General features: G+C 69.0%; 15 protein-coding genes. 11 read left to right on the top strand and 4 right to left on the bottom strand.

The features are described 5' to 3' along the window. The first annotated feature begins 183 nt into the window (after positions 1-183). A complete protein-coding gene (gene arsC, locus AB1I47_RS05345; RefSeq protein WP_354682731.1) occupies positions 184-543 on the top strand; it encodes an arsenate reductase (glutaredoxin) in 360 nt (119 codons plus the stop codon). Between the two features lie 89 nt (positions 544-632). Here arsC and AB1I47_RS05350 read toward each other — a convergent pair whose 3' ends face one another. The 3 genes from AB1I47_RS05350 to AB1I47_RS05360 form a co-directional block, all read right to left on the bottom strand. Further along, on the bottom strand, positions 633-860 hold the full coding sequence (locus AB1I47_RS05350; RefSeq protein ID WP_354682732.1) for a hypothetical protein: 228 nt from the start codon (positions 858-860) through the stop codon (positions 633-635). A gap of 215 nt (positions 861-1,075) precedes the next feature. Beyond that, positions 1,076-1,726: a 3'-5' exonuclease family protein gene (locus AB1I47_RS05355; RefSeq protein WP_354682733.1), complete on the bottom strand. Its 651-nt coding sequence runs from the start codon at positions 1,724-1,726 to the stop codon at positions 1,076-1,078. Positions 1,727-1,730: 4 nt separating this feature from the next. Then, positions 1,731-2,381 carry an MBL fold metallo-hydrolase gene (locus AB1I47_RS05360; RefSeq protein ID WP_354682734.1) on the bottom strand — a complete coding sequence of 217 codons (651 nt, stop codon included), beginning with the start codon at positions 2,379-2,381 and terminating at the stop codon, positions 1,731-1,733. A gap of 279 nt (positions 2,382-2,660) precedes the next feature. Here AB1I47_RS05360 and AB1I47_RS05365 point away from each other — a divergent pair, with 279 nt between their 5' ends. After that, on the top strand, positions 2,661-3,452 hold the full coding sequence (locus AB1I47_RS05365; RefSeq protein ID WP_354682735.1) for a septal ring lytic transglycosylase RlpA family protein: 792 nt from the start codon (positions 2,661-2,663) through the stop codon (positions 3,450-3,452). A gap of 99 nt (positions 3,453-3,551) precedes the next feature. On the opposite strand, the gene rsmI is transcribed toward AB1I47_RS05365, so the two are convergent. Further along, positions 3,552-4,460 (bottom strand): 16S rRNA (cytidine(1402)-2'-O)-methyltransferase, encoded by a 909-nt coding sequence (gene rsmI, locus AB1I47_RS05370; protein ID WP_354682736.1) that lies wholly within the window; start codon positions 4,458-4,460, stop codon positions 3,552-3,554. A gap of 15 nt (positions 4,461-4,475) precedes the next feature. Between rsmI and AB1I47_RS05375 the strand changes: the two genes are divergently transcribed. The 9 genes from AB1I47_RS05375 to AB1I47_RS05415 all read left to right on the top strand — a co-directional run bounded on the left by AB1I47_RS05375 (position 4,476) and on the right by AB1I47_RS05415 (position 12,268). Further along, complete coding sequence (locus tag AB1I47_RS05375; protein ID WP_354682737.1) at positions 4,476-4,856, top strand: YraN family protein; 381 nt, start codon at positions 4,476-4,478, stop codon at positions 4,854-4,856. 85 nt (positions 4,857-4,941) lie between these two features. Next, positions 4,942-5,529 carry a phosphoheptose isomerase gene (locus AB1I47_RS05380; protein WP_354682738.1) on the top strand — a complete coding sequence of 196 codons (588 nt, stop codon included), beginning with the start codon at positions 4,942-4,944 and terminating at the stop codon, positions 5,527-5,529. A gap of 59 nt (positions 5,530-5,588) precedes the next feature. Continuing rightward, positions 5,589-6,449, top strand: coding sequence for a BON domain-containing protein (locus AB1I47_RS05385; protein ID WP_354682739.1), 861 nt, complete (start codon positions 5,589-5,591; stop codon positions 6,447-6,449). 180 nt (positions 6,450-6,629) lie between these two features. Then, positions 6,630-6,998: a c-type cytochrome gene (locus AB1I47_RS05390; RefSeq protein WP_354682740.1), complete on the top strand. Its 369-nt coding sequence runs from the start codon at positions 6,630-6,632 to the stop codon at positions 6,996-6,998. Between the two features lie 12 nt (positions 6,999-7,010). Further along, positions 7,011-8,276, top strand: a complete 1,266-nt coding sequence (locus AB1I47_RS05395; protein WP_354682741.1) for an NAD(P)/FAD-dependent oxidoreductase — start codon at positions 7,011-7,013, stop codon at positions 8,274-8,276. Between the two features lie 132 nt (positions 8,277-8,408). Beyond that, positions 8,409-9,302 carry an EamA family transporter gene (locus tag AB1I47_RS05400; RefSeq protein WP_354682742.1) on the top strand — a complete coding sequence of 298 codons (894 nt, stop codon included), beginning with the start codon at positions 8,409-8,411 and terminating at the stop codon, positions 9,300-9,302. A 37-nt stretch (positions 9,303-9,339) separates the two neighbouring features. Beyond that, the gene (locus AB1I47_RS05405) at positions 9,340-9,759 is read left to right on the top strand and encodes an ArsR/SmtB family transcription factor (protein WP_354682743.1); all 420 of its coding nucleotides are present in this window, start codon (positions 9,340-9,342) and stop codon (positions 9,757-9,759) included. A gap of 117 nt (positions 9,760-9,876) precedes the next feature. Next, complete coding sequence (gene soxC / locus AB1I47_RS05410) at positions 9,877-11,235, top strand: sulfite dehydrogenase (RefSeq protein ID WP_354682744.1); 1,359 nt, start codon at positions 9,877-9,879, stop codon at positions 11,233-11,235. After that, positions 11,219-12,268 carry a c-type cytochrome gene (locus AB1I47_RS05415; protein ID WP_354682745.1) on the top strand — a complete coding sequence of 350 codons (1,050 nt, stop codon included), beginning with the start codon at positions 11,219-11,221 and terminating at the stop codon, positions 12,266-12,268. Before soxC ends, AB1I47_RS05415 begins: the two co-directional genes overlap by 17 nt. The last annotated feature ends 98 nt before the right edge of the window (positions 12,269-12,366 follow it).

Here is a 12,366-nt window from a genome sequence, read left to right on the forward strand (position 1 = left end):
GGCTTGGCTGCCGGATGCAGAGGCTTGTAGCAACGCAGGATGCGTGCCGGACACATCTTCGTATATCGGCGTGCGGGCTCGCCACTGCGCCATTGTGTTGTATATAGTGCGGATGGATTTGCACCGCATCAGTGCTTATGCCCCGGGCCGGGGCACACAGAAAACGACAAGAAAGGACCTGCCATGATCACCATCTACCACAACCCACGCTGCTCCAAGTCGCGCGAGACGCTGGCCCTGGTCGAGGCCGCCGCCACAAAGCTGGGCGAGCCGGTGGAGATCGTCGAATACCTGAAGAACCCGCCGTCGCTGTCGACGCTGCGCCAGTTGCACACCATGCTGGGCGTGCCGGTACGCGAGATGCTGCGCGACAACGAAGCCCCGTATGCCGAGCTGGGCCTGGCCGACCCCGGCCTGACCGATGCCGAGCTGCTGGCCGCGGTGGCCGACAATCCGATCCTGCTGCAGCGCCCGGTGGTGGTGCGCAACCGCCGCGCCGCGATCGGCCGGCCGCCGGAGAACGTGGCCCGGTTGCTGGCCTGAGCTGCAAAAGCCCGGCCCGAATAGAACCGGCCCCCACTGAGGGTGGGGGCCGGCCGGTCTGCGAGACAAACTGCTTCAGGCGGGTCGTCTTAATGAACACCCAGCCAGTGCATGGCCTCCTGACCGAAAGCGATGGCCGCGAGCACGACCAGCAGCACCACCAGCGTCACCGTACTGACGTATAGCGTGGCCTTGGCGACTTCGGCGTCCTCATCCGAGGTGTGGTGATGGGTGATGGACGGGGGGGTCCGCGTGGCATGCGGCCAATGGATCCGGCCGGCCAGGTCTCTCAAGTGCAGGTCGGTAGGGAAACGCATGATCGACACCTCCTCGGCAGGCGCCGCGCTGGCCGGGCAACAGGGCTCAAACGGTATATGACGTGTTTGCGCAAAGGCGCCGGATAATCTGTTGGCTCGTTTCGCCCGGTGCGCCATATCCACTTCTAATATAGGCGGGCTGACGTCAGGTGTGTGAGCGGGAGTCTGCAAGGGATGTGCCGCTGCGGTTGCTGCGGTGCGGTAACCGGCTCCCTTTACGGCGAGGGAGGTGAGGGCTCGCTTGCGCGTTCTTCGTTGTCTGGAGCGCCGCCAGCCATGGCCGCCTCGCGTTCTCGCAGCGCGGCCAGCATGTTGCAGAACAGTGCGCCCTGTTCCAGCGCATCGTCCAGCGCCACATGGGTATGCGGCAGCGGATCATGCCATTCGGCCGGGAAGGCGGCCTTCACACTCTTGCGATAGGGGCGCCCGGTCAGCGCGAAGCCCAGCGTCTTGATGTCGAGCGCCGCCCAGCCGAACGGCGAACGCCCGGCAAAACGCATCATGTACCAGAACATCCAGGTGAAATCGAAACCGGCCGGGAAGGCGACAAAGACCGGCTTGCCGGGCAGGCTCTCGACCCACTCCACGTAGCGCACCATGGCGTCCTCGGGGCGCTGCAGGTCGCGCCGGCAGGCGCTCCAGGCCTCGGGCTGGGTTTGCCACCACTGCATCTGCACCGGGTGGCCGGCGGCGCCGGGCAGCGTTTCGAGGTTGGCCGAGAAGGTGCTGACCACGGTCTTGTCCGCCAGCATCGCCGCCGACGCGAATGACAGCATCGAATGCGGGCCCGGAATCGGGCCGTCGGCCTCGACGTCGGTGCTGACGTAGATTTCGGGACGGGTATCTGGCGCCTGTCGCTTGGCCATCGCGTCAGCCCACGTCGATCAGGTGGTCGGCCACGAACGGGTTGTTGCGGCGTTCCTCGCCGAAGGTCGAGACCGGGCCGTGGCCGGGGATGAAAGTCACGTCCTCGCCCAGCGGCCACAGCCGCGTGCGGATCGAGCGGATCAGGTCGGCGTGGTTGCCGCGCGGGAAGTCGGTGCGGCCGATCGAGCCGGCGAACAGCACGTCGCCCACCACCGCAAGCCGGTTGGCGCGCGAGAAGAACACCACATGGCCAGGGGTGTGGCCGGGGCAGTGGTAGACCTCCAGGGTCTCATTGCCGAACTGCACGGTGTCGCCGTTCTCCAGCCAGCGGTCGGGCTCGAAGGTCTCGGCGTGGCCGAAGCCGAAGCGGCGGGTCTGCTCGGGAAGTTGCTCGATCCAGAATCGCTCGTCCTGCTGGGGGCCCTCGATGGGGATGCCGAGCTCGCGCGACAGGGCCGCGGCGCCGGCGCAGTGGTCGACATGGCCGTGCGTCAGGAAGATCTTTTCCAGCGTGACGCCTTGCTCCTTTACCGCCGCGCGGATGCGTTCGAGGTCGCCGCCGGGATCGCAGACGGCGGCGCGGCCGGTGCTTTCATCGATCAGCAGCGAGCAGTTTTGCTGGAACGGCGTGACGGGAATAAGCAGGACTTTCATGGCGTTCAGTTGTGATCCGGACGCCTGTTGGGCAGCGGTGCCGGTGGAGACCGCACGGACGGCGGATCGTGCCCAGCATTGTAACGCCCCCTGCATGGCGCCCGCGGTGAGGCACAGAATGAGATTTATATGCCACTCGTTTGCATGGACCGCCTTCGGCCGCAATCCCTTGCCACACTTAGGATTGCGGGCAGATAGGCCCCGTTGGTGCGAAATCGCACAGATTTCGTAACAAATTGAAAGCCATAGTCAGCAGTAGTCAATGTTAGACTCGCGCCCATGCTAAGTATCTCCGCCCTCACCAAGCGCTGGCAACAGCTGGCCAAGCTCGGGACATGCACCGCATGTGCCCTGGTGCTGGCCGCCTGTGCCACGCCGCCTGAAGGCGACAGCGCAGGGGTTGCCGACACCTCCGGCGCCGTGCCGACGCGCGCGGCGAAGAACGCCGGCAAGACCGCGCGGAACGATCGCACCGAGCGCAGCGAGCGCGCCGATGCCGACAAATCCGCGCGCAATGGCGACAGCGGCAGCTGGAACCTGTTTGGCTACGATCCGGACGAAGGCCGCACCGGCAGCTCGCTTGACGGCCTGCGCGCCGACATCGGCACCTTCGAGCAGCGCGGCGTCGCCTCCTGGTACGGCAAGGGCTTCCATGGCCGCAAGACCGCCAACGGCGAGCGTTTCGACATGCGCGCGATGACCGCGGCGCATCCGTCGCTGCCGCTTGATAGCTGGGTGCTGGTGCGCAACCTGCGCAACAACAAGGTGGCCGTGCTGCGCATCAACGACCGCGGGCCTTACCACGGCAAGCGCGTGCTGGACGTGTCCTACGCCGGCGCGCGCCGCCTGGGTTTTGTCGAGCGCGGCGCCACGCAGGTGGAAATCCGCCGCCTGACCCGGACCGAAGTCGCAGCACTGGGTCCGCAGATGGATGCCGGCCGCACTGAAGCCGGCGATGGCAGCGGCGACGACGACGTGTCGGTGCCGGAACTGGCCGACTCGCTGGCGCCCGCCAAGGCGCGCAAGTCGACCAAGGCCAGCGGCAAGACGGTCAAGCGCAAGCGCCGCTGACGACTGCAGCGCCGAGGCATGCCACCGCGCGCTGACACCTCTGCGTTACTTTCTTCTCCCCCAGCCCGGGAGCAGGCCCGGGCCGCCTTATTCCTCGCTTTATTCCTGCGTGTCCCCCGAACGCTGCGCCAGCGCCAACTGGTAAAGCGCATCGGTGCCGGCGCCCGTGATCGCGGCCGCCAGCTTGGCGGCGCGCTTGGCCGGCAGCTCGGCCAGCAGCAGCGCCAGCACGCGCTGCGCTTCGGCATCCGGCTGGCCGTCGGCCGCAGCGGCGGGGCTGGCGCCTTCCACCACCAGCACGAATTCCCCCTTGGCCCGGTTCGGGTCGGCTGCCAGCCAGGCCGGCGCCTGCGCTACCGGCAGCACCGCGATGTCCTCGAACAGCTTGGTCAGTTCGCGCCCGACCAGCAGCCGGCGCTCGCCCGGCAGGCCGGCGGCCAGCGCCGCCAGCGTGTCGGCGATACGGTGCGGCGCCTCATAGCAGACCCAGGCGTGGTCCAGCGTCGCCAGCCGGGTAATCGCCTCGGCGCGTGCCTTCGGCTTGTTCGGCAGAAAGCCGACAAAGGTGAAGCGGCCCTCGCCGGCATCGAGCATCTCGCCCGCCACCGACAGCGCGGCGACGGCGGCGCTGGGGCCAGGCAGCGGCACCACCGGCTGGCCGGCCGCGCGCACCGCCTCGACCAGGCGCGCACCGGGATCGGAAATGCCGGGCGTGCCCGCATCCGAGACATAGGCGATGCGCTCGCCTGCGGCCAGGCGCGCGACGATGCGGCCGGCGGCCTCGCGCTCGTTGTGCTCGTGCACGGCCACCAGCGGCCGCTGCAGGCCCACGCGCGACAGCAGCTGGCCGGTATTGCGGGTGTCTTCGCAGGCCACGGCGTCGGCCAGGCCGAGCACATGCAGCGCGCGCAGCGACAGGTCGGCGACATTGCCGATCGGCGTGGCCACCACGTACAGCGTGCCGGCGGGGTAGGACTGGCTGGCCGCCAGCGTGATCCAGTCACTCATTGAGAACTTCCGGTGATGCCATCATTCAAATCCACCACGCAGGCGCGCGGTGCGCAGGCCGAGGACCGGGCGCTGGCGCACCTGCGGCGCCAGGGCCTGGAGCCCGTGGTTCGCAATTATCGCTGCAAAGGCGGCGAGATCGACCTGGTGATGCGCGCGCCGGACGGCACGCTGGTGTTCGTGGAGGTGCGCCAGCGCAGCGGCCGGGGCTTTGGCGGCGCGGCAGCGAGTGTCACGCCGGCCAAGCAGCGCCGCGTGCTGCTGGCCGCGGCGCACTACCTGGCCACACTGGCGCAGGCGCCGCCGTGCCGCTTCGACGTGGTGGCGCTGGAAGCGGGGCGCCTGGAGTGGCTGCAGCACGCCTTTGACGTGGATGCCGCCGGGGCTGGTTCATAATGCGCGCTGACGTGCGATCCGTCTCAATATCGGGATCGCGGGCGCGCCTCCGGGCCGCATTGGCAACAGAAAGGCCCACCGAGCCATGAGTATCGACAGTATCCAGCAACAATTTCTAGACAGCGCCGAGACCAAGCGACAGGCCGCGGCAGTGATGGCCCCCTATATCGACGCCGCCGTGGAACGCATGGTCGGCGCGCTGACCAGCGGCAACAAGATCCTGGCCTGCGGCAACGGCGGCTCGGCGGCCGACGCGCAGCACTTCGCCGCCGAACTGGTCGGGCGCTTCGAGCGCGAGCGCCCGGGCCTGGCGGCGATCGCGCTGACCACCGACAGCTCGATCCTGACCGCGATCGGCAACGACTATGACTTCAGCAAGGTGTTCTCCAAGCAGGTCGAGGCGCTCGGCCAGCCCGGCGACATCCTGCTGGCGATTTCCACGTCGGGCAATTCGGCCAACGTGATCGCCGCCATCGAGGCCGCGCGCCAGCGCGAGATGGCCGTGATCGCGCTGACCGGCAAGGGTGGCGGCGCCATCGGCGGCCTGCTAGACGAATTCGATATCCACTTGTGCGTGCCCAGCGAGCGCACCGCGCGCATCCAGGAAGTGCACCTGCTGACCCTGCATTGTTTGTGCGACGGCATCGACGAGGCACTGCTCGGCGAAGCCTGATGCCACCGCCTGTTTGCAGATCCGCCTATTTCCCAACATCCAGCCACAGCAAGGACCGCATGACGAACCTGACCACTACGCATGAATCCCGGACCGGCGCCGGCTCGCACCAGCCCTCCCGCACTGCCGGCTTTGCACGTGCCACGCTGGCTGCCGCGGCCGTGCTGGTCTGCGCCACCCAGCTCGCCGGCTGCTTCCCGGTGATCGCCGGCGCCATGGGCACCGGCGTGGCCATGGCCACCGACCGCCGCCCCGCCGCGACCCAGACGGTGGACCGCGGCCTGCAGCTCGAGGCCGAGAACACCATCAACACGCGCTACAGCGGGCGGGCGCGCGTCAACGTGACCGTGTTCAACCGCAAGGTGCTGCTGACCGGCGAAGCCGCCAGCGACAGCGTCAAGCAGGAGATCGACAAGTATGTGCGCGGCCTGCCCAACGCGCGCGTGGTGATCAACGAGCTCGAGATCGTCAGCTCGCCGGGCTTCATGACCCAGAGCCAGGACGCCTTCCTGACCAGCAAGGTCAAGACGCTGCTGATGACGGCCGACGGCGTGCCGTCGAACTCGATCAAGGTCACCACCGAGAAGAGCGTGGTCTACCTGCTGGGCGTGGTCACCACCGCCGAGGGCGACCGCGCCACCGACGTGGCGCGCAATGCCTCGGGCGTGACCAAGGTGGTCAAGGCCTTCGACTACGTCAACGACACCGAGCGCGCGCGCCTGGACGCGGCCTCGACCGCCCAGAACCCGTCGCTTGACAGCAGTGGCGGCAATATCGGCACGCCGGCGCCGGTGCAGTCGGTGCCGGGTGTGGGCGGTCCGATCGATGCGCCGGCCGGCGCGGGTGCGGCCACCACCAGCCCGGTCACGGCGCCGGTGACATCGCCGGTGACGCTGCCGCCGGGACGCAACCTGCCCTGAGCAGGGGCCCTTGCGGTCCTGTTGCCCGACGCCTGTTGTTCGCGGCGCCCGTTCATGCGGGCGCCGTTTTTCATTCTGCGGTTTTCGCTGCACACCGTCCGTGGCCGATGTGATACGGTTGCCACGCTGGCCGCGCCCCCCTCGCGGATGCCTGCGCCGGTCCTACACGGAGCGAGACCCATGACAACCATCCCCCGGCCTGCCGTGCTGCTGCGGCTGGCGCTGCTGGCGTGCGTGCTGTGCGGCGCCCAGCCCGCGTTGGCCGATGCCGTCGCCCCCACGCCTGCCTCAATTACTTCAACCACCGATACCGCGCTGCGCGCGCGCAGCCAGGCTGCCGCCTGCACCAGTTGCCACGGCCCCGCCGGCCGCGCACCAGCAGGCAGTCCGATTCCGTCGCTGGCCGGACGGCCGCAGGCGGAACTGGTCACGCAGATGCAGGCCTTCAAGGCCGGTACGCGCCCCGCGACGGTGATGCACCAGATCGCCAGGGGCTATAGCGACGAGCAGGTCGCGGCGATCGCGGCGTGGTTTGCCGCGGTGCGCTGACAGGGGAACGCGATGCAAAGACGAAGCTTCCTGGGCGCCGCCGGCGCCGCAGTGCTGGGTTCGGTCGGCGTGCGCGCGGCACGCGCCGCGGCACCGGCAAAAGTGGTGGTGGTCGGCGGCGGCTATGGCGGTGCCACCGCGGCGCGCTACCTGCGCGAATGGAGCGGCCAGGCGATCGAAGTGACGCTGGTCGAGCCCAACCCGGCCTTTATCTCCTGCCCGCTGTCCAACCTGGTGATCGGCGGCAGCCGGCAGATGGCGGAGATCACGCTGCCGTACGACGCGCTGGTGCGCCGCCACGGCGTCAGGCTGGTGCGGGATACCGCCGTCGCCATCGATCCGGGCCAGCGCACCGTGCGCCTCGCGAGCGGCGGCACGCTGCCGTACGACCGTCTGCTGCTGTCGCCCGGCGTCGACATGATGAGCGACGCGCTGCCCGGCCTCAAGCAGCCCGGCGGCGACCAGGTATTGCACGCCTGGAAGGCCGGCGCGCAGACCGTGGCGCTGCGCCGCCAGCTCGAGGCCATGCCGGACGGCGGCACCTACGCCATCACCATCCCGCTGGCGCCGTACCGCTGCCCGCCCGGCCCATACGAGCGTGCCTGCCAGGTCGCGCATTACTTCAGGCGGCACAAGCCCCGCAGCAAGGTGCTGATCCTTGACGCGAACCCGGACATCACCTCCAAGGCGGCGCTGTTCCGGCAGGTCTGGGCCACGCAGTACCAGGGCATGGTCGAGTACCGGCCGCAGTACAACACGGTCGATGTCGATCCCGCCACGCGCACGCTTAAATTCGACGTGCAGGACGACGAGCGCGCCGACGTGCTCAACGTGCTGCCGCCGCAGCGCGCCGGCGCGATCGCGGTATCGGCCGGGCTGGCAACCGCCAACGGCAAGTGGTGCGAGGTGGATTTCCTGAGCTTCGAGTCGGTCGCCGCACCCAATATCCACGTGATCGGCGACGCCATCCAGATCGCGCCGCTGATGCCCAAGTCCGGCCATATGGCCAACCAGCACGGCAAGGTCGCGGCCGCCGCCATCGTGGCGCTGCTGTCCGGCCGCGCGCCTGACCCGCAGCCGCTGTACAACAACACCTGCTACAGCTTTACTTCCGACCGCGAGGCGGTGCACGTGGCCAGCGTCCATCGCTACGATGGCGCGCAGAAGACCATGGTCACGGTGCCGGGCTCGGGGGGATTGTCGGCGGCGCCGAACACGCTCGAAGGCGATTACGCACTGGCGTGGGCGAAGACGATCTGGGCGGAGATGCTGGGGTAGCGGGCGACGACGGTGCGGGCGGCCAGCCACGCGCCGCCGCCCGTACAAAACCGCAAGAACGTGCAATGCCGGGCGTGCCGGCGCTGCTACCCTCGGGGTTCCAGTCGACACCCCAAAGCAAGCCGCGCCCCCATGCAAGCCAGAGACCGCCTCCTCGCCCTCGCCATCATCTGCGTCTGGGGCGTCAACTTCGTCGTCATCAAGGTCGGGCTGGCGGGCGTGCCGCCGATGCTGCTGGGCGCGCTGCGCTTCCTGCTGGTAGCGTTCCCCGCCATCTTCTTCGTGCCGCGTCCGCGCGTGCCGTGGCGCCTGCTGCTGGCCTATGGCGCCGCCATCAGCCTGGGGCAGTTTGCCTTCCTGTTCTACGCGATGGCGGTGGGCATGCCGGCGGGGCTTGCGTCGCTGGTGCTGCAGTCGCAGGCCTTCTTCACGCTGGCGATCGCCGCGCTGTGGCTGGGCGAGCCGGTGCGCTGGCACAACCTCGCCGGCATGGCGGTCGCGGCCGGCGGGCTGGCGCTGATCGGCTCGGGCGCTGCCGGAGGCGCCGGCGGCATGAGCGTGGCCGGTTTCGTGCTGACACTGTGCGCGGCGTTCTGCTGGGCCAGCGGCAATATCGTCAGCAAGAAGATCGGGCCGGTGGACCTGCTTGGGCTGGTGATCTGGGGCGCGCTGGTCCCGATCGTGCCGTTCGCGCTGCTGTCGCTGTGGATAGAGGGGCCGGACCGGATCGTGCAGAGCGTGACGCACGTGTCTGGCATGGGTGTGTTCGCGGTGGTGTACCTGGCCTTCGCCGCGACCGTGTTCGGCTACACCATGTGGGGCCGGCTGCTGACGCGCTACCCCGCCAGCCAGGTGGCGCCGCTGACACTGCTGGTGCCGGTGGTGGGGCTGGTGGCGGCGCACCTGCTGCTCGGCGAAGACCTGTCCGGCGCGCAGTGGGCGGGCGCGGCGGTGGTGATGGCCGGGCTGCTGCTCAATGTGTTCGGCCAGCGGCTGTGGACGGGCAGGGCGTTGGCGCGGCGCTGAACGGCCGGGCTTCGCCACTGGAGGGGGTAAACACTATATGCGCATTCACGCATATACGAATATATTGGACGGCATGGAAGAGCTGGATCGCGTATTCGAGAAGGTATCGGGCTACTTCAGCCTGTTGGCGGAGCCGACGCGGCTGAAGATCCTGCACGCCTTGTGCGATGGCGAGAAGCCGGTCAGCACGGTGGTCGAGACGGTGGGTTCGTCGCAAACCAATGTGTCGCGGCATCTCAACGCGATGTACCGCTCGGGCGTGCTGTCGCGCCGCAAGGAGGCGAACCTGGTGTTCTACGCCATTGCGGACGAAAGCGTGATCGAGCTGTGCCGCACGGTGTGCATCCAGGTGGCGAGCCGGCTGGAGGACAACGCCTTGCCCTCCAGGGCGGTCGACCGCTTCATGGCACAGCCTGAACCCGAGCCGACGCCGCGCCGGCGCCGCAGCGCGGGCTGAACGCGCGCATTCCGGCTCTTCCGGCCCAAAAAACGACAGCAGCTTCGTTACGGCGAAGCTGACCGAAAAACAGGCGGCCGCCAGTGGATCAGGGCAAGCCAGCCGGAGGAGACGGCATTGCAGCAACGGAACCGGCCCGGGCGCATCGTGCCCGCGCCCGAGCACTTCGTCAGCGCATCGCTGCAACAGGATATCGGCCGGCACGGCCTGGACGCGCCGCGGCGCGACTTCCTGCGCAAGAGCTTCCTCGGTGCGGCCGCGGGCATCGCCGCAGCCGCGGCCGGCCGCCAGGCGCTGGCCGCCGACGGCGATCCCGCCATCCTGCAGCCGCAGCCATGGGCCACGTCGCTGGGCCAGCCGGTAGCGGCACGGCCCTATGGCCAGCCGTCCGTGCATGAGCAGAACCTGGTGCGGCGCGAGTCCCCGGGCCTGACGCGCGTCTCCGCCGCTTCGGTCGCCTTCGCGCCGCTGCAGGGCTTCTTCGGCATCATCACTCCCAACGGCCTGCATTTCGAGCGCCACCACCAGGGCTGGCACGATATCGACCCCGCCCGCCACCGCCTGATGATCAACGGCCTGGTGCGCGCGCCGCGCGTCTACACCATGGACGACCTGATGCGCCTGCCGGCGGTGTCACGCATGCATTTCATCGAATGCGGCGCCAATACCGGCATGGAGTGGGGCAACGTGGCGGTGCCCACGGTGCAGTACACCCACGGCATGCTGTCGTGCTGCGAGTTCACCGGCGTGCCGCTGCGGGTGTTGCTGGACGACGCCGGCGCCGACCTGCGCCGCGGCCGCTACCTGCTGGCCGAAGGCGGCGACGGCTCGTCGATGACGCGCACCATCCCGATGGAGCTGGCCGACGAGATCATCGTCGCCTGGGGCATGAACGGCGAGATGCTGCGTCCCGAGAACGGCTACCCGCTGCGGCTGGTGGTGCCGGGCGTGCAGGGCGTGTCGTGGGTCAAGTGGCTGCGCCGGCTGGAGCTGGGCGACCAGCCGTGGAACGCCAAGGACGAGACCCTGCACTACGTCGACATGATGCCGGACGGCAAGCTGCGCCAGTACACGTCGATCCAGGAGTGCAAGTCGGTCATCACCACGCCCTCCGGCGGGCAGCAGCTGGTGGGGAAGGGCTTCTACAACATCAGCGGGCTGGCATGGTCCGGGCGCGGGCGTATCAAGCGGGTCGATGTCTCGACCGACGGCGGGCGCAACTGGCGCAGCGCGCGGCTGGAGTCGCCGGTACTGTCCAAATGCCTGACGCGCTTCAACCTCGACTGGGTCTGGGATGGTGGGGACAGCGGCCCCGCCATCCTGCAAAGCCGCGCCATCGACGAGACTGGCTATGTGCAGCCGAAGCTGGCGCAGTTGCGCGCGGTGCGCGGCACGCGCTCGATCTATCACAACAACGCCATCCAGAGCTGGCAGGTGGCGGCAGGCGGCGAGGTGTCCAATGTCCACGTGGGCTGAGCCGCGGATCGCCGCCGCGCTGGTGCTGGCTGCCGGCTGCGTCGCGCCGGCGTGGGCCGGATCGGGCCAGGACATGGCCGCCGCCCGGGCGGCTCTTGGCCGCACCGCCACGCCGGCAGAAGTGGCGGCCTGGGATATCGACGTGCGCCCGGACTTCAAGGGCCTGCCCAGCGGCAGCGGCACGGTGGCGCAGGGCCAGAAGGTCTGGGACGGCAAATGCGCGTCCTGCCACGGAGACTTCGGCGAATCCAACGAGGTGTTCACGCCGCTGGTCGGCGGCACCACGGCGCAGGACATGCAGCGCGGCCGCGTCGCCGCGATGACCGGCAACCAGCCCTATCGCACCACGCTGATGAAGGCCAGCACGGTCAGCACGTTGTGGGACTACATCCATCGCGCCATGCCGTGGAACACCCCCAAGAGCCTGAGCGTGAACGAGGTCTATGCGGTCACCGCCTACCTGCTCCACCTGGGCGAGATCGTGCCGGCGGACTTCACGCTGTCGGACGTCAATATCGCCGAGGTCCAGCGCCGCATGCCCAACCGTGACGGCATGACCACCGACCACGGCCTGTGGCCCGGGCGCGGGCGGCCCGATACGCGCAACACGGCCTGCATGAAGGATTGCGAGGGCAAGGTAGTGATTGCCTCGTCCATGCCGGACTACGCCCGCGACGCCCATGGCGACCTCGCGCAGCAGCAGCGCGGGTTCGGACCGGTGCGCGGCGTGGCGGCGCAGGGCGGAAGGCCGGCAAGTGGCGCGGTCGCCGCATCGGCGTTGACGCAGCCAGGCGCCCGGCTCGCCACCCAGTACCAGTGCGTGGCCTGCCATGCGATGGACCGCAAGCTGGTCGGGCCCTCGTTTGCGGACATCGCCGGCAAGTACAAGGGCCAGGACGCCCACGCGTCGCTGGCGCGCAAGGTCAAGGCGGGCGGGCAGGGTGCGTGGGGCAGCCTGCCGATGCCGCCCCAGCCCCAGATCCCGGATTCGGATGTGCAGGCCATGGTGGGCTGGATTCTTGAGGCAAAATAGCGGACTGGCCGCCGCAGTGCCCCCAGGCGGCGGCCAGTGTGTGGCGTCAGGCAGTCGCAGTGTTTGCCTGGCGGCCTTTGCCGTCCCCACGGCTTTAC

Source organism: Cupriavidus necator, from assembly GCF_040578825.1.
Taxonomy (GTDB): Bacteria; Pseudomonadota; Gammaproteobacteria; order Burkholderiales; family Burkholderiaceae; genus Cupriavidus; species Cupriavidus necator_E.